General features: G+C 62.2%; 21 protein-coding genes. 7 read left to right on the forward strand and 14 right to left on the reverse strand.

Annotation, left to right across the window (positions count from 1 at the left end; all coding sequences use genetic code 11):
• Positions 1 to 49: 49 nt before the first annotated feature.
• The 4 genes from surE (at position 50) to Q1A85_RS07940 (ending at position 3,942) form a co-directional block, all read left to right on the forward strand.
• Positions 50 to 823 (forward strand): 5'/3'-nucleotidase SurE, encoded by a 774-nt coding sequence (gene surE / locus Q1A85_RS07925; protein ID WP_299687081.1) that lies wholly within the window; start codon positions 50 to 52, stop codon positions 821 to 823.
• Positions 820 to 1,467: a protein-L-isoaspartate(D-aspartate) O-methyltransferase gene (locus Q1A85_RS07930; RefSeq protein ID WP_299687083.1), complete on the forward strand. Its 648-nt coding sequence runs from the start codon at positions 820 to 822 to the stop codon at positions 1,465 to 1,467. Before surE ends, Q1A85_RS07930 begins: the two co-directional genes overlap by 4 nt.
• 68 nt (positions 1,468 to 1,535) lie before the next feature.
• The gene (locus tag Q1A85_RS07935; protein ID WP_299687085.1) at positions 1,536 to 2,741 is read left to right on the forward strand and encodes a peptidoglycan DD-metalloendopeptidase family protein; all 1,206 of its coding nucleotides are present in this window, start codon (positions 1,536 to 1,538) and stop codon (positions 2,739 to 2,741) included.
• Between the two features lie 157 nt (positions 2,742 to 2,898).
• Positions 2,899 to 3,942 (forward strand): Hint domain-containing protein, encoded by a 1,044-nt coding sequence (locus Q1A85_RS07940; RefSeq protein ID WP_299687087.1) that lies wholly within the window; start codon positions 2,899 to 2,901, stop codon positions 3,940 to 3,942.
• On the opposite strand, the gene Q1A85_RS07945 is transcribed toward Q1A85_RS07940, so the two are convergent.
• From Q1A85_RS07945 to Q1A85_RS07960, 4 genes are read right to left on the reverse strand one after another with little or no spacing between them, the layout of a single operon-like run.
• Positions 3,939 to 4,781, reverse strand: coding sequence for an ATP-binding protein (locus tag Q1A85_RS07945; protein ID WP_299688561.1), 843 nt, complete (start codon positions 4,779 to 4,781; stop codon positions 3,939 to 3,941). The two genes, Q1A85_RS07940 and Q1A85_RS07945, sit on opposite strands and share 4 nt — an antisense overlap.
• A 14-nt stretch (positions 4,782 to 4,795) precedes the next feature.
• A complete protein-coding gene (locus tag Q1A85_RS07950) occupies positions 4,796 to 5,707 on the reverse strand; it encodes a twin-arginine translocase subunit TatC (RefSeq protein ID WP_299687089.1) in 912 nt (303 codons plus the stop codon).
• Complete coding sequence (tatB, locus tag Q1A85_RS07955; protein WP_299687090.1) at positions 5,704 to 6,192, reverse strand: Sec-independent protein translocase protein TatB; 489 nt, start codon at positions 6,190 to 6,192, stop codon at positions 5,704 to 5,706. Before tatB ends, Q1A85_RS07950 begins: the two co-directional genes overlap by 4 nt.
• Before the next feature lie 3 nt (positions 6,193 to 6,195).
• The gene (locus Q1A85_RS07960) at positions 6,196 to 6,411 is read right to left on the reverse strand and encodes a twin-arginine translocase TatA/TatE family subunit (RefSeq protein WP_299687091.1); all 216 of its coding nucleotides are present in this window, start codon (positions 6,409 to 6,411) and stop codon (positions 6,196 to 6,198) included.
• A gap of 211 nt (positions 6,412 to 6,622) precedes the next feature.
• Here Q1A85_RS07960 and Q1A85_RS07965 point away from each other — a divergent pair, with 211 nt between their 5' ends.
• A complete protein-coding gene (locus Q1A85_RS07965) occupies positions 6,623 to 7,006 on the forward strand; it encodes a hypothetical protein (RefSeq protein WP_299687094.1) in 384 nt (127 codons plus the stop codon).
• A 1-nt stretch (position 7,007) separates the two neighbouring features.
• Positions 7,008 to 7,679 (forward strand): YafY family protein, encoded by a 672-nt coding sequence (locus Q1A85_RS07970; protein WP_299687096.1) that lies wholly within the window; start codon positions 7,008 to 7,010, stop codon positions 7,677 to 7,679.
• A 661-nt stretch (positions 7,680 to 8,340) separates the two neighbouring features.
• Here the strand turns inward: Q1A85_RS07970 and Q1A85_RS07975 are convergent.
• The 9 genes from Q1A85_RS07975 to Q1A85_RS08015 all read right to left on the reverse strand — a co-directional run bounded on the left by Q1A85_RS07975 (position 8,341) and on the right by Q1A85_RS08015 (position 15,154).
• Positions 8,341 to 8,640, reverse strand: coding sequence for an NnrU family protein (locus Q1A85_RS07975; protein ID WP_299687098.1), 300 nt, complete (start codon positions 8,638 to 8,640; stop codon positions 8,341 to 8,343).
• 84 nt (positions 8,641 to 8,724) lie between these two features.
• Complete coding sequence (locus Q1A85_RS07980) at positions 8,725 to 9,918, reverse strand: NnrS family protein (protein WP_299687100.1); 1,194 nt, start codon at positions 9,916 to 9,918, stop codon at positions 8,725 to 8,727.
• Positions 9,918 to 10,172 carry a DUF6522 family protein gene (locus Q1A85_RS07985; protein ID WP_299687102.1) on the reverse strand — a complete coding sequence of 85 codons (255 nt, stop codon included), beginning with the start codon at positions 10,170 to 10,172 and terminating at the stop codon, positions 9,918 to 9,920. Before Q1A85_RS07985 ends, Q1A85_RS07980 begins: the two co-directional genes overlap by 1 nt.
• Entirely contained in the window at positions 10,169 to 10,408 is a 240-nt protein-coding gene (locus Q1A85_RS07990; RefSeq protein ID WP_299687104.1) for an NnrT protein, read from the reverse strand. The genes Q1A85_RS07985 and Q1A85_RS07990 overlap by 4 nt, the downstream gene beginning before the upstream one ends.
• On the reverse strand, positions 10,405 to 10,587 hold the full coding sequence (locus Q1A85_RS07995; protein WP_299687106.1) for a protein NnrT: 183 nt from the start codon (positions 10,585 to 10,587) through the stop codon (positions 10,405 to 10,407). The genes Q1A85_RS07990 and Q1A85_RS07995 overlap by 4 nt, the downstream gene beginning before the upstream one ends.
• 1 nt (position 10,588) lies before the next feature.
• Positions 10,589 to 12,478 (reverse strand): VWA domain-containing protein, encoded by a 1,890-nt coding sequence (locus tag Q1A85_RS08000; protein WP_299687108.1) that lies wholly within the window; start codon positions 12,476 to 12,478, stop codon positions 10,589 to 10,591.
• Between the two features lie 5 nt (positions 12,479 to 12,483).
• Positions 12,484 to 13,278: a CbbQ/NirQ/NorQ/GpvN family protein gene (locus tag Q1A85_RS08005; protein WP_299687110.1), complete on the reverse strand. Its 795-nt coding sequence runs from the start codon at positions 13,276 to 13,278 to the stop codon at positions 12,484 to 12,486.
• 3 nt (positions 13,279 to 13,281) lie between these two features.
• Complete coding sequence (locus Q1A85_RS08010) at positions 13,282 to 14,631, reverse strand: cbb3-type cytochrome c oxidase subunit I (protein WP_299687112.1); 1,350 nt, start codon at positions 14,629 to 14,631, stop codon at positions 13,282 to 13,284.
• A gap of 70 nt (positions 14,632 to 14,701) precedes the next feature.
• Entirely contained in the window at positions 14,702 to 15,154 is a 453-nt protein-coding gene (locus Q1A85_RS08015) for a cytochrome c (protein WP_299687114.1), read from the reverse strand.
• Positions 15,155 to 15,274: 120 nt separating this feature from the next.
• On the opposite strand from Q1A85_RS08015, the gene Q1A85_RS08020 reads away from it, so the two are divergent.
• Positions 15,275 to 15,484 carry a DUF1858 domain-containing protein gene (locus tag Q1A85_RS08020; RefSeq protein WP_299687116.1) on the forward strand — a complete coding sequence of 70 codons (210 nt, stop codon included), beginning with the start codon at positions 15,275 to 15,277 and terminating at the stop codon, positions 15,482 to 15,484.
• On the opposite strand, the gene Q1A85_RS08025 is transcribed toward Q1A85_RS08020, so the two are convergent.
• Positions 15,479 to 16,207, reverse strand: coding sequence for a Crp/Fnr family transcriptional regulator (locus Q1A85_RS08025; RefSeq protein ID WP_299687118.1), 729 nt, complete (start codon positions 16,205 to 16,207; stop codon positions 15,479 to 15,481). The two genes, Q1A85_RS08020 and Q1A85_RS08025, sit on opposite strands and share 6 nt — an antisense overlap.
• Positions 16,208 to 16,226: the final 19 nt, after the last annotated feature.

The following is a 16,226-nucleotide window of genomic DNA, read 5'->3' on the forward strand; positions in this document are numbered from 1 at the left end:
GTTGCCCCCGGCGCCGCTGCTCGCCTACTAAGGCCCAAAGGGGCATATCATGCGCATTCTCATCACCAATGACGACGGCATTTCCGCACCGGGGCTCCGCGTGCTGGAAACCATTGCTCACGCCATGTCCGACGATGTCTGGACCGTGGCCCCCGCGTTCGAGCAATCTGGCGTCGGACATTGCATCAGCTATGCCCGACCGTTCATGATCCAGCAGATCGCTCCCCAGCGCTTTGCGATCGAAGGCAGCCCAGCCGATTGCGTGCTTGCGGGGATGCACGACGTTCTGCCTGCCCCACCCGACCTGATCCTCTCCGGGGTGAACCGGGGCAACAATTCGGCGGAAAACGCGCTCTATTCCGGCACCTTGGGCGGCGCAATCGAAGGCGCTCTTCAGGGCGTGCTGTCCATTGCCCTGTCGCAATATTACGGCCCCGGCAATCGGGACCTTGCCGATCCGTTTGAAGCCAGCGCTGTCCATGGTCGCGACGTGATCGAGCGGATTGTCGCTGCCACTCCGACACAGGAACCGGGCTACCGGCTGTTTTACAACGTCAACGTCCCGCCCGTCGCTGCGGCAGAGGTCAAGGGGACCAAGCTGTGCCCACAGGGGCTGCGCCCGGGGCTCGGCTTTCACACCGAACCCACAACGTCGCCATCCGGGCGGCAGTTCATGTGGATTCGTGGCGGCGACCAGCACCGGCAAACCCGGCCGGGTACAGATGCGGCCTACAATCTCGACGGCTACATCTCGGTCACGCCCATGCGCGCGGATTTTACGGCACATGATATGCTGGACCAGCTTGCCGGGATCGCCACATGACCGACGACGATCTCGCCACGCGCAAGATGCAGTTCCTGTATGCCCTGCGTTCACGCGGGGTGACGGACAATGCCGTCTTGCAAGCGATGGAAGAGATCGACCGCGGCCCCTTTGTGCGCGGGCTGTTTGCCGAACGCGCCTATGAGGACATGCCCCTGCCCATCGCCTGTGGCCAGACCATCAGCCAGCCGTCGGTGGTGGGGCTAATGACGCAGGCCTTGCAGGTCACGCCGCGCGACAAGGTGTTGGAGATCGGGACAGGCTCGGGCTATCAGGCGGCCATTCTCGCCAAGATCGCGCGCCGGGTCTACACAATCGACCGCCACCGGCGTCTGGTGCGCGAGGCGCGCGCCATTTTTGAGGAACTCGACCTGCACACGATCACCGCCATCACGGGCGACGGCAGCCACGGCCTGCCCGATCAGGCCCCGTTTGACCGTATCATCGTCACCGCCGCCGCCGAGGATCCGCCCGGCCCGCTGCTGGCACAGCTCAAGGTCGGCGGGATCATGGTGCTGCCCGTGGGGCAGTCCGATGCGGTGCAAAGCCTGATCCGCGTGCGCAAGCACGAGACGGGCCTCGAATACGACGAATTGCGCGAGGTTCGGTTTGTCCCCCTGCTCGAGGGCTTGGGCAAAGAGTGAAACTGGTGTAAAAGGCACCCGACCGGCAAGACCTCGATCAAACAGGGGCCCGGAAGAGGACGATGCAGATGTTTCCCAGATTTTCGACGCGGCGAGCGCCGCTGATCCTGTCCGCCTGTGGTCTGACGCTGCTGGCCGCCTGTGACGAACCGCTTGATTTCGACCTGCGGGGCCTTGGCGGCGGGTTCACCACCAGTCAGGCAGCGCAAAACGCAACCGAGGACAGGCCACGCGCGGACAGTCGCGGTGTGATCTCCTACCCGAACTATCAGGTGGCCGTGGCCGAACGCGGTGACACGTTGACCGATGTGGCCACGCGCGTGGGACTGCCTGCGGATGAGCTTGGCCGTTTCAACGGGATCGAACCGGATGTGCCCCTGCGGCAGGGTGAGATCATCGCCCTGCCCCGCCGCGTGGCCGAACCCTCGCCCGCCACAGGTGCCGTTGGCACCGGACCGATCCAGCCCTCGCCGGTGGACGTGACCACGCTGGCAGGCAACGCCATCGACAACGCCGCCCCCACGCCGGTGACGCCCGCGCCTGCGACGACGCGGCCCCTGCCCCAGACCGGTCAGGAACCGATCCGCCACCGCGTCGAACGCGGTGAGACCGCCTTTACCATTGCGCGGCTTTACAATGTGCCGGCCAAGTCGCTGGCCGAATGGAACGGGCTTGGTGCCGACTTTGCCGTGCGCGAAGGTCAATTCCTGCTGATCCCAGTGGCCCGCGTGGCCGCGCCACGCCCGGCGGCATCGACCAATACGGACGACGCTACTACGGCGCCGGGACAGGGCTCGCCCACGCCCACGCCCCCCAGCGCCGCACAACCCCTGCCAAGTGACGAAGACACCGCAATCGCGTCGCCTGCGCCTGCCGCACCGCCTGTTGCGGATGTGGGAAGTGCCACGCAATCGACCAATAAGGGTGAATTTGCCTATCCGGTCGTGGGCAGTGTCATCCGCCCCTATGCCAAGGGTCGCAACGAAGGCATCGACATCAAGGCGGCCCCCGGCACACCGGTGAACGCCGCCGCCGCAGGCACCGTCGCCGCCATCACCCAAAGCGCCGAAGGCGTGCCGATCATCGTCCTGCGCCACGAGGCCAACCTTCTGACCGTCTATGCCAATGTGGACAGCGTAAAAGTGTCCAAGGGCGACACAGTGCGCAAAGGCCAACCCATCGCGGCCTTGCGCGACAGCGCAAGTGAGGCGTTTGTGCATTTCGAAGTACGTGACGGTTTCGACAGCGTCGATCCCACCCCCTTCCTCGAATAAGGCAAAGCTGCGGCGGTTTCCCCAATCGCGTGTGAAACCGCCGCATTTGCCGCAAAAACACCTATAATTTAACTAAAACGGCAACGTATGGCCCTACCCGTGCCCTGTTGCGCAGTCAGAAACAATCCAACGAAACGAATTGGATTGGTTCAGGATCATGCCGGTCTTCTACGGTTACACCTTTGCCCTGCGCGGCATCCAGACGACCGTCAACGGGTCGCCCAACAACTATGCCTTCGCGCCCACAGGCACGTGGAGCTATTCCGGCAACACCACATATTTCGTGGTCGAGGAGAATGACGGCGCAACCACATTCAACGGCGACAGCATCACAAATGAAGAAGTCGATCCCGACGAACGGTTTGGCGGCACGTGGGAACAGACGGCTTTTGTGGACGGCGTCGAACGCCAGATCATCTGGGACTACACCTTTGAGGTGACGGACGGCACCACAACATGGCGCATCGGCGTCATCGACGTGGATCTCAACAACGACAATGATCTTGCCGACGGCACCGATGCCGGTGCCGATGATGAGGACGGCTATTTCCTTGTTTTTCCCGACGGGATGCCCCCCCCCAATACCGATCTGACCATTGGTGCCGTTGTCGAGAATGACGCGGGCACACCACATCTGGACTTGGGTGCGCAAATCGTCTGCTTTGCCGCCGGGACCGAGATCGAAACGCCGGATGGCCCGCGCCGTGTCGAGGATTTGGATGCCGGTGATCTGGTGATCACCGCAGCAGAAGGCGCGCAGCCCATTCGCTGGGCCGGAACGTCCACCGTGGTGGCGCAAGGGGACCTCGCCCCGATTGTCATCACGCGCGGTACGCTGGGCAATGATCGTGATCTGGTTGTCTCTCCCCAACACGCGATCTTGCTCAGCGACTGGCGGGCCGAACTGCTCTACGGGCAGGAGGAGGTGCTGGTGCGAGCTAAGGACTTGCTGAACATGGACGGCGTTTACCGTAAATCCGGCGCGTTGATCACCTATTGCCATATCCTGATGGACCGTCATCAGGTTGTGCGGGCGCATGGCATCTGGAGTGAAACGCTCTATCCCGGCACGGTGGCACTGGAGGCGGTGAACCCGGTGGCACAGGCGGAACTGGCCGCGCTGATCCCGGACCCCGGTGCATATGGTCCAACTGTGGCGCCCTGCCTGCGCAGTTTCGAGGCCGCGCTGCTCGCCGCCTAGATCGTGACGCCCCGACGTCCGGCCAAATCGCAGAAGTACTGCCACGCGACCCGGCCTGACCGGGACCCGCGCGTGGCCTGCCATTCAATCGCTTCGGCCCAAAGCGTGTCGTCGTCAATTTCGACCCCGTAAGCGGTGCAATAGCCCCGGATCATTGCCAGATACTGATCCTGATCACAGGCGTGAAAGCCCAGCCATAGGCCAAACCGGTCCGACAGCGACACCTTTTCCTCCACCGCCTCGGAGGGGTTGATTGCCGTGCCACGCTCGTTCTCAATCATATCGCGCGGCATCAGGTGCCGCCGGTTCGACGTGGCATAGAGGATCACATTGTCAGGCCGCCCTTCGATCCCGCCATCCAGCACCGCCTTGAGCGATTTGTAGTGCTGGTCATCGTGGCTAAAGCTCAGATCGTCACAATACAGGACAAAACGCGCCGTCTCTGCCTGCCGCAACAGGTTCAACAGCCGACCCACCGATGGCAGGTCTTCCCGGTGCAGTTCCACAATCTTGAGAGACGGGAAATCAGCTTCAAGTGCGCCATGTACTGCTTTGACAAGGCTGGATTTACCCATGCCCCGCGCGCCCCACAGGAGCGCGTTGTTCGCTGGCAGACCTTGTGCAAACTGCCGCGTATTGGCCAGCAATGTGTCACGCGACCGCTCCACCCCCAGCAGCAGGTCCAGCGGCACCCGCGCCACGTCGGCCACAGCCTCCAGCCGGTCCGGCCCCGTTTGCCAGACAAACGCGCTGGCGCTGCCGAACTCTGGCGCGGCAAGTGGCGCGGGCGACATGCGTTCCAGCGCCTCGGCGATACGCTCCATCGGATCGTTGATCATCCCGCCGTGCAGCATCACTTCAGGTCTTCCTCGGGCACATCGCCAAGGTCATCCTCGTCATCGTCGAAATAGCCCTCTTCGCGCAACCGCGCGTCGCGCTTGTCTTCGACCCGTCGGACCAACTGGATTGAGATTTCGTAGAGGCCATAGACGACGACGAACAAAATGCCTTGGGTGATCACATCGGGCGGAGTCACAAGGGCGGCAAGCACCAGAATGCCCACAACCGCGTATTTGCGCACATTGCCCAGACCTTCGGAACTGACCAGTCCGGCCTTACCCATCAGTGTCAGCAACACCGGAAGCTGGAAGCACAGCCCAAAAGCCATGATAAATTTTAACGTGATATCAAGGCTTTCGTTGACTTTCCCAAAGAAGGTGATGCGGATACCTTCGGCCTCGGGTGCAGGCGCATTCACGGCACCCTCTGCCCCGGTGATACGCCCGAACATCTCGGTCAGCACCGACGGCACATCCACAAAGCCCAGGAAAAACGCCATGGCGAGCGGCGTGACGACAAAATGCGCAAACGAAGCACCGAGGATAAACATCACCGGCGATGCGACCAGAAACGGCAGAAACGCGTTCTTTTCCTGACGGTAGAGGCCCGGCGCCACAAAGCGCCACATCTGGTATCCGATCACCGGGAACGCGAGCGCGAACCCGAACACCATCGAAATGCGGAACAACGTGAACAGGTATTCCTGCGGGCTTGTGTATTGCATCGTAGGGGCAGGATCCCCCAGTTCGATCAGTGTTTCCTTGATCGGGTCCAGCAGGAATTGCAGGATGGGTTCGGCCACGACGAAGGCCAGCACAATCCCGATCAGAAACGCAATCACCGACCGGATCAGCCGTGTGCGCAGCTCAGCCAGATGCTCGATCAGCGGGGCGGTGCTGTCCTCAATCTCTTCGGTCTGGCTCACGTATCAGCCTCTTTGCTTTTGGGCGCGGCATCAGCTTCCAGCGCTTCGGCTTTTTTCAGCGCCTCTGCCGCCTCTTTCTGCATACGCTCTGCGTTTGCGCGGGCTGTCGCGGCCTGAATTTTCTTGGACGTTTCCATGCGTTCCGCCGTCCGCGCGGCCTTTTCCGCCGCCAACTTGCCGGTTTCGCTGTTGGGATCGAGGTCGAGGTCCTTCAGCGATGAGGTCATGTCACGCGCCGCATCCTTGACCCCGTCCATCGCGGAACCCACCGGGTTTGTCGCCGACTTGATGGTCTTTTGCAGGTCCCGCACGCCGGATTCGTCCGCCGCCTGGTTCATCGCCGTCGAAAACTCCCGCGCCATGCCCCGCGCCTTGCCGACCCAGCGGCCCACATTGCGAAACACAACCGGCAGGTCCTTGGGGCCGATGACGAGCAGCGCCACCACACCCACAACCAACATCTCGGTCCAGCCGAGGTCGAACATGGATCAGACCTTGTCTTTTTCGGACTCGGGCGTGACGTCCTTGGCCTCTTCGGCCTGCGCCGCCTCAAGCTCTTCTTTGCCTTCGTTCACGCCCTTTTTGAAGCTGGTGATGCCCTTGCCGACCTCACCCATCAGGCTCGAAATCTTGCCACGGCCAAAAAGCACCAGCACCACAACCGCGATCAGCAGCAGGCCCGGCAATCCGATATTGTTCAGCATGTCTTTGCTCCCATCTCAGGCGGCATGACGCCGCGTGTCGGACGCCGGTGTAACCGACGTGCCCCCGCACGGGAAAGGTGTCGGGCCTTCACATCCGCTTCGGTGCGGCGGAAATCCTGAAAAAATGCGCGTGGCGCTTGTCCAACTGACAGGTTTATGTCAGTTGGACACAGATACACCCAGCGCACCACAGCATAAACAGGAGTATAACATGCGTGCGCCCATAACCCTTGCCACCCTCTTTGCCGTCACTGTGCCCCATGCCGCTTCCGCCGAGGGCACCAGCCCCGCGCCTCTGCCTGTTGCCGAAATTGTCACATTTCGTCTGGTCGAAGGTACGGACCCCGCCGCATTTGTGGCCGCAGCCAAAGCGATGGGGCCTTTCCTGCGCGGCACGGGCGCCTTTGTGCGACGGACCCTGTCTGTGGACAACGACGGGCTTTGGACCGACCACATCCTCTGGTCGTCGCAGGACACCGCCATCGCCGCGTCCAACGCGATGTTCGAACAGCCCGAAGCACGTCCCTTTATGGCGATGATCGCGCAGGACGGCCTCGTGATGCGCTATGCGCCCGTGCAGATGCAACAGGAGTGACATGCGCCGCACCGACCGCCTCTTTGAACTGATCCAGATTCTGCGCGACGGGCGACTGCACAAAGCGCAGGACATGGCGGACGCTGTGGGCGTGTCGGTGCGCACCCTCTACCGGGACATGGACACGTTGCAGGCCTCCGGTGTCCCGGTCGAGGGCGAGCGCGGCGTGGGTTACATGATCACCTCCGCCATCAGCTTGCCACCGCTGACGCTGACCACGGACGAGCTTGAGGCGCTGAACCTCGGCATGGCCATCGTGGCCGAAGCGGCAGACGAGACACTCAAAACCGCGGCCCTCAGCCTTGCCGCAAAGGTCGACGCCGTCCTGCCCGAACGCACGATTGCCGAAGCCGACAAATGGAAATTCGCCGTCTACCCCTTTGCCGATGCTGCCCGCGGGGCCGCGCACATGCCCACGCTGCGCGCCGCGATCCGTGCGCGGCAAAAACTGCGCCTCACCTACCATTCCAAGGGCGACCGCATCAGCACCCGCACCGTCCGGCCGCTGCATATGGAGTATTGGGGCCGCGTCTGGACCCTGACCAGTTGGTGCGAGTTGCGCGACGCATTCCGCGTCTTCCGCGTCGACCTGATCCAAAGCGCAGAAGCGTTGCCCGAGATGTTCGTAGACGAGCCCGGCAAGCGTCTGGCCGATTACGACCCGTCCCTGTGATGGTTGTTGAGGCCTTGAGAATTCGGAATACACAAGTGTTCCCAGTCCAACCTGTCAGTTCAGGTTTTCCGTTGTATGCGGGTGCGGAAAAAGAAACTATGCGCCAGAGTAAATCTTAACACTGCGGACGTTTGCGAAATACAGCAACGTGCGCCTGCCGGTTTGTATTTTGGAGCCGAATTCCGAAGCCTGTGCAGTCGGCTCTGGCACCCAGTCTCGCGACCATTGCACAGCGCTTTGCGATGTTCGGCCAACGGGGTGGATTGCGTATCGCGCTCTTGCACTGGGGCGGCCCCTCGCCCGTACAATTGCGCTGGTGTTGATCAACACGTGCCTCAGGGCGTCCAGAGCAACTGGATACGGAGATCAGGCTGCAAAGATCACAGTGCTGATACGCCTATGACAACAGGATGAAAGCCGATGAGTGCGGCGAACAGGACGACCCCAAGGGCAAGCCGGACCGCAGCGCCAGACCATGACACTGGCCTGCCGAGAGCCGGAGACTGGAACACGGTTACGTACAACCGATCCCACCGCTCCGGTCCCATCGCCCGATGTCTGCGGCGGTTAACCTGTCCCTGGCGGCCCACGGCAAAACCCCAAAAACGCCGAACAAAATGACGTAGGCGAGGTCGCCATAAGGCAGAATGTGCAGGAACGTTCAAAGCGCCAATGCCGTCAGCAGCGGGTGCCGGACCAACCGCACAATGCCGGGACGCGCGGGCTCAAACCTGTCGTTGTCCGCCCGGCCAAACGAAAACGGACCAAGACGCCCGTTGTAAAAGAAAAGGATCAGGCAAACCGCCATCATGCCTGTATGCATGAGGTGTTGGTGCCAGCCATACTGGGGCCAAAGCTCGACATAGGGGACCGCGCCGGCGGCCCATATCAGCAAGCCCAACATTGAAAGCGACAAGATCGAGTAAGATATGCCGAACCCGTTAGGGCCGACTTGCGCCACAATACGCGACTAAATGGCGGGCCGTACCGGTAATCAAATGCGACGCAAGAAACAGGGCAAATACGCCGATGAAACCCGCCCACGTCATGTGCCGTGATCAGGCTTTGGCCGCAAAAGCATCGGACCATAGGTCAGGACGAACCCGCCAAAGGCCAGCAGCCAAAACACACCGGAGAGCGTGCCGAGCCCGAGATGCAGCGGCGACAAAAACCGCGTCAACGCCGCTGCAAACACACACAGAAAGATTGCCACAGTCGCCTTGCCCGCCCGCAATTCGCGGCCCGTATGGCCGAGCGTGGCGCGAGCCATGACCGCCAGTGTCATCGCCCCAATCGCGCCCGCCATCCACAGATGCTGTGCCCCCGCAGTGCCGGGGTGGCCCATGATCTGTTCAAGGCCAAGCGCGAATGCGCCCAGCGGAATGAAACCATAAGCGGCGTGCAGGACACACACCAAAGGTTCGGTCAGCGTATGATGCCCCTGCCACCGCGCCAACCGGATCAGGTGGACACCGCCGAACACCAGCAGACAGATTCCGGTCGTGACCGCAAAGGGCCGGAAAATCCAGACCGCAAGGATCGGCAGGCTCAGCAATAGCGTGAGCTTGTCGAAACGCTGCATCGGGGCAGCGGGACGCGCCGGGTGCTCTGCGCGGACCAGCCAGTTGCGGGTAAAGGACGGGATAATCCGCCCGCCGATGACGGCGATCATCATCACCGCCGTCGCAAGGCCCAGCCGCAGCCCATAACCCTGCGCAGCATACACACCAACAAGCGCCTCGTAGTGAAACAGCGCATTGGCCAGCACAAAGACGGCCAGCAGGGCCAACACGATCAGGTTGCGCCAGTTCCTGCCTGCGATGATCTCGCGCAGGATCAGCCCGCCAAGCACAATGGGAAAGGCAAGGTCGATTGCCGGGGCCACAAGCGGTGGAAGGGCCTCTGAAAACAGGATCACCACCCGCCCTGCACACCACAGCGCAAAAAGCCCCGCCAACCGCCAGCCGACAATGGGCAGGCGTTCGGTCCAGTTGGGCACAGCCGTCAGCAGAAACCCGGCAAGCACCGCGCCAAGGTAGCCAAACAGAAACTCATGCCCATGCCACGTGCCGCCGTCAAAACGGGTGGGCAGGTCGATCCCCCCCGTCAGTACCCCCAGCCACAGGCCCATCGCCACAACACCCCACATCGCTCCAAACAGGAAAAACGGGCGAAAGCCAAAGCTGAACAGCGCCGGACCTTGCCAGCGGCGCATTTGCTCTGCGGACGATTGCGCCATTAGGGCCGCTCCGTCCGGACACGGGATATGGTCAGAACCGTCCCGTCACTGGCGCAGGTCAGGCGCACCCTTTGACCGGCATGGAAAAAGGTCAGCCTGACCTTGCCTGCGTCCTCGCCCTCCCCGGTTTCGAAACGCGAGGTGATCTCGCCTCCACGCATCAGCGCCTGAACCTCTTTCGGAGGCAGACCCAGCAATTCGCCAAGATCACGGGCGTCAATCGTGGGCTGGTCGCCGGTCATGTCGATTTTCACTGCTGCGCTCCTCGGTCTGCCATGTCCATCAGATGACGGATGTGTTTGGCAAAGTACCATGTCGCGGGAATGCCCAGAACCGCTCCGATCAGGATCGAAAGGCCGGTGGACAGGATCGGGCCACCGATCCAACTAAAAATAAGGGCGGCAAAGAATACGTTGACCGCCGCCGCACCCGCCCCAAAGGGATAGAGCACAAGGGCGATCTTGCGCGTAGACCATCCCGTCCGCGTCATCTGCGCGACACCAGCCACTGTACCGCCACCATGCTCAGCACCAGCGTGATGCAGGCCAATGCGTACCAGAATTCGGCTGTTGCCGATTGCGGCTGGGGAATCGGTCGGTCAAAGCCTTCGGCAGACAGCCGCGCACCCGCAAGGACAAAGGCGCCCGTGAGGGGAATGAAAAATCGCATGTCAGGTCTCCTGTGTCAGTGTTCTGTAAATGTCGGGCAGCGCGCGCAGCAGCCGTTCGGGGTTCGGCAAAAGGGCAAAGCCGCCGCGTCCGAAAATGCGCGCGAACCAGTCCTGTCCGTCCTCGTCGATCACCACGCCATGCAGGCTTTGGCCCGCCGCGCGGGCCTCGCGCACGGCCATGTGGCTGTCCTCTATCCCGTGCTGGCCTTCGTAGTGGTCCAGATCATTGGGCTTGCCATCGGTCAGCACGATCAGCAGCCTGCGGGCGCTCGGTTCCTCCGCCAACGCAGCGCTGACATGGCGGATCGCGGCGCCAAGGCGGGTATAGTGGCCGGGCTTCAGCGCGCCGATATTGGCGGTGATCGCAGGTGACATCGGGTCGTCGAACCCCTTGCAGCGGGTCAGGAACACCCGGTCCCGGCGGAGCGATGAGAACCCCCAGATGCCACACCGGTCGCCCGCCGCGTCGATCCCGGCGGCCAATGCCGCCATCGTGTCGCGGGCCACGTCGATGACCGACATGTCGCCAATCGCCGCTTCGGTTGATCGCGACGTGTCGATCAGGAACGCGACCGACACGTCGCGATCCATTTGCCGTGCGGCTTGCCAGATACGGTCGGACCCGCGCCCGGTCGCCACCATATCGGCCCGCGCCGTCAGCACCGCGTCAAGGTCAAGCTCTGCCCCGTCGATCTGGCGAGGTTGCAGCACGCGGCGTGGGAGCAAGGCCTCGAACTGGCGGCGGACTTCACGGACATAGCGGGCGTTAGGCGTGTAGGTCGCAGCACCCGCCACCGCGGGCGCATCAAGCACCCGGCAGTGATCTTGCATATAGCTGCGCGACCGGTGGTTCCATTCGGGATAGCTGTGCTGGCCCGCCAGCGCCTCGTGATCGGCATCGGCAGGCGACAGGTCAAGGTGCAGGCGCAGGCGCGTGGCCACTTTGCGGTCCTGTTTCGACAGGGTGATCCGATCCTGATCGTCAGCGGCCTTTTGCGCGTTCTCGTCGTCGTCGTCATCGACGCTGCGGTTGATGTTCATCGACTCAACCCATGACAGGATCGATTCAAAGCGGTGAATGATAAAGCTGTCCTTGCGGTTGTGCTGGTCCTGATCCTTGCGCTCTCCCAGCTTGCGGTTGCTGCGGGCGGTACGGGGCGCCGGTGCGCCCGGATCCGCCTTGGCGTCTTGGGCCGCCAACCCACCCGACCCGGGCCGTTCAAAGCGCAACCAGATCGGGACCGGCGCGCATGGCATATGGTTGCGCAGGCCCGGGTCGACGCGATCAAGCGCCGGTGCCTGCCCACGCAACTGGTCACGGATCGCCTGTTCCAATGCGGCCTCCTGCGCGGGGCGGCGCATGTCTGTCCGGGCGGCGGCACAAAACGCGGCCATCACGCGATAGCTGTCGCGCAAGCCCGGGCAAGCCGCATAGGCCCTGCCCGCCGCCACCCCATTCGCGCGAATATGCGCACAGTCCCGCGCGGGGCCGTCGCCATCTGGGACGAAGCCATCCATGGGGGTCACAGCGGCAAGTGCCGTCAGCCAGAAATACGCCGCGCGGTTGAGGTCCGCATTAGGGAACGCCTCTATCACCGGCGGCAATGCAAGCCGTTCCCCGTCAAAGCGCGCGACCCATTCCCGGTCGCCCCCGGCCCCAAGTTTGCGGCGCACAACCTGACGGTGCTGCACCCCGCTTGGCGCGGCTTCCGCCAGTTCGACCCCCGCTGCCCCGCCAAGCGCCCGAAACAGCACGGCAAGGCTGGGCCGGACCGCGGCCAGCGCGACGCCCGCCTCAGGGTAGGTGACGCCTGCGCCGATCCCGCTGGCCATGTCGTGCCAAAGGTTGCCCACCGTTTCTTCGGGTTCCATGAGGTCGCGCAGGTGCATGGCCCTCACCCGTAGATCGTGCTGACCAGATCGCGCAGCGCTTGCTGCACGTCCGGCTCATCGCTCAGCGGCTCTATGATTGCCGCGTCAAGCGCTTGGGCGACGCCCACACCACCGGCCATCAAAGTCGCGGCATATATCAGCAGACGGGTCGACACGCCTTCCTCCAGGTCCATGCCGCTCAGGTTGCGAATATGGCCCGCGAGCCGCACCAGCGGCGCGACGCGGCCCGGTTCCAGCCTGCTTTCCGCGGCAACCACCGCGATCTCGGTGTCCGCCTGTGGAAAGTCAAAGCTGATCGACAGGAACCGCTGCCGGGTCGACGGTTTCAACCGCTTCAGCACGTTCTGGTAGCCGGGGTTGTAACTGGCCACCAGCATGAACGCCGCAGGTGCCACCAGTTCCTCGCCCGTGCGGTCGATCATCAGCGTGCGCCGCGTGTCCGTCAGCGGGTGCAACACCACGGTGACGTCCTTGCGCGCCTCCACCACCTCGTCGAGATAGCAAATACCACCGTCGCGCACGGCGCGCGTCAGCGGTCCGTCGACCCAGACGGTCTCGCCGCCTTTCAGCAGATAGCGCCCGATCAGGTCCGCCGCCGACAGATCGTCATGGCAGGCGACAGTATACAGCGGCTTGCCCAGACGCGCCGCCATGTGTTCGACAAAACGTGTCTTGCCGCAGCCGGTCGGCCCCTTCAGAAGAAGGGGCAAACCGTTGTCATGGGCCGCCTCGAACAGGTCGCATTCGCGGCCCGTCGGCTGGTAGAACGGCAAACGCGGTGGGGTTGCGACATTCATGGCCTATTCTCCCGGCACGGGGTTGGCCGGACCGGGTGCGATGACCTCGGCCTTGCGCACCACCAGCAGCGCATAAATGAAAAGAAGCGCACCCAGAACGACGGCCAAACCTGCGCCGAACCGCATCAGGTAGAAGATCGCAAGATCGTCCTGCACCGTCATGTAATAGTCGCCGATGACCCGCTGCATATGCGTCTGGATTGTCCCGGCGAAGGTCAGCACAAAGGTCATAAAGGCCATGCCGCCGGTCATCAGCCAGAACGAGACCATGTTGAGCACCTGATTATAGGGCGCGCGCTGCCGCAGCATCGGCATGGCGTAGGTAAAGATCGCAAGGTTCAGCGCCACATAGGCTCCGAAAAACGCAAGGTGCCCATGGGCTGCGGTGATCTGCGTGCCGTGACTGTAAAAATTCACACCGTGCAGCGTGTGCAGAAACCCCCAGACGCCCGCCCCGAAAAAGGCAACCGTCGCGGACCCAAGCGACCACAGCAGGGCGGCTTTGTTCGGATGGTTCTTGCGGCCCTTCCAGACCATGACAAAGGCAAAGCTCATCATCAGAAAGAACGGGATGACTTCAAGCGTCGAAAAGATCGAACCGACCCACTGCCAATAGCCCGGCAATCCAATCCAGTAAAAATGGTGCCCGGTCCCGAGGATGCCGGAAAACAGCGCGGTCGCCACGATAACATACAGCCACTTTTCCACCACTTCGCGGTCCACACCCGTCAGTTTCAGAAGCAGGAAGGCGAGGATTGCGGCCATCACCAATTCCCATGTCGCCTCCACCCACAGGTGCACAACGAACCACCAATACATCTTGTCGAGGCTGAGGTTGTCGGGATTGATAAAGGCAAAAACCCAAAGCAGCGACAGCAGCCAAAGGCCCATCAGCAGCACACTGGTGATTGCAGTCTTTTTGCCCGCCAGGACGGTCATCGAGATGTTGAGCAGGAAAATAAGCGCCGCAACGAGGATGCCGAACTTTACCCAGAGCGGTTGTTCAAGAAACTCGCGCCCGCCATGGATACCAACAAGATAAGAGCCGACAGCACCCAGCGTGCCCACCAGCAGAATGACCAATTGGATATAGGCCAGTTTGGCCGACCATATCTCGCGCTCGGATTCCTCCGGGATTAGGAAATAGGCCGCGCCGAAAAAGCCCAACAGCAGCCAGACGATCAACGCGTTCGTGTGGATCATGCGGATGACGTTGAACGGCAAAAGCTCGGACAGGAAATTGGGCGAGACATAGATCCAGCCCGCAAGAAGCCCGCCCAGCACCTGAACGCCGAACAGCGCCATGGCAGCGAGAAAGTACCAGTAGGCCACGTTCTGTGATTGATATTTCATTCTGTGTTCCTTTTTTGTGGCGCAATTGCTCCGAAAAGCGGGGTCCACTGTTCGGATTGCGCTCGCCTGCTTATCCGGCGTCGTTGGGCGGCCAGCCCTGCGTGTCGGTCTGGTCCGCCCAGCGCAGGAATTCGGCAAGTCCGCGAATGTCCTCGTCGGTCATCTCGTATTTGGGCATCTGCCTGCGGCCTTCGATGCCGGTGGGCTGGCTTTCGATCCATGCCTTGAGGGTTTCGAAAGCGTCTTCGGGACTGTCGAGCACACCCCAGCGCGTCATCACGTTGCCAACTTCAGGCGCAAAATATGCGCCCTCGCCGTGCAGGCTGTGACAGTTGATGCATGAGTGTCTTTCCCACACATGTTTGCCGTGGATCACGGCCTCGCTCAGGTCCATGCCTGCGGTCGACGTGGTGACCACGTATCTGTGCGAGTGAACGGTCATCGCTACGAAAACCAAGACGAAGAATATCGAGCCCCCGTAGAAGATGTTTCGCGCCCGTGATTTTGTCAGAATGTCCGCCATGAGCCGGTCTCCTTGGTTGCGGGATGACCGATCACTAGCGTGGCGCGATGCGCACAAGTTTGTGCCAGCGCAACGTTTGGCGTCTTTGAGTGGCTAGTCTCGCCCCATCAGGAGAGACCGATGCGAGAGATGAAAATCGACGATCCCGATATGCCGCTGGCAGACCTCATGACGCGCTGGCCCGAGACCATCCCCGTTTTCGCGCGTCACAGGATGCTGTGCGTTGGCTGCCTCGTCAGTCCGTTTCACACCCTTGTCGATGCGTGCCGGGAATACGATCTGGACGAAGACGCCTTTGTGGCCGAGTTGTTGGCGGCAACCGGCCTATAGCCCGGACTTTGGCTGCGAAATGACAACCAGCGCGTGCGGGTCCAGCACGGTCACGCGCTTGCGTTTGCTGCGCACAAGCCCCTGTTTTTCCCACGCGCTGAGCAGGCGGCTTGCCGTGTGCAGCGTCGTCGCGGTGAGTTCGGACAGATCCTGCCGCGTGATGGGAAAGTCAATCTCGATCCCGTCCAAAACCTTGCGGCCTGACTGATTGATGAGCCGCAGCAGGGCGTTCGCCACCCTCTGTTCGACCTGTTGGGTTGCCATCTCCATGACCCGGTTGTGTATCTCGCCCATCCGGTCACCGACGGTTTTGTATGTCTCTGTGGCAAAGCCCTCGTAATCCGCGACGAAACTCTCCCACAGCCGCATTGGCCAACTTAGAGCGATCGACTCGGTCGCGGTCACTGCGGTGGCAGGGTACGTGTCACGCCCCACCGCCTTGGCAATCCCCAAAAGCTGCCCCGCCGGGATATGCAGCGCCGTCACCTGCTCCCCCGATTGGGTCACCCGGACCACGCGCACATAGCCATCGAGCAGCATAAAGAACCTCTCCGCAGGCGCGCCCTCATCAAATATCGCGACCCCCGCGTCGTACCGGCGCGCGGTGGCCTGATCGAGGATCGTGCGGATGTGCCGCCGCTCGAGCCTTGAGAACGGAGGCAAATGCGTCAGCAGGCTTTCGTCAAGCCGCGGCAATATCTTGTGCGGTTGCAACTCGGTCATTCCGGGCACTGTCGCACAG

Source organism: uncultured Tateyamaria sp., from assembly GCF_947503385.1.
Taxonomy (GTDB): Bacteria; Pseudomonadota; Alphaproteobacteria; order Rhodobacterales; family Rhodobacteraceae; genus Tateyamaria.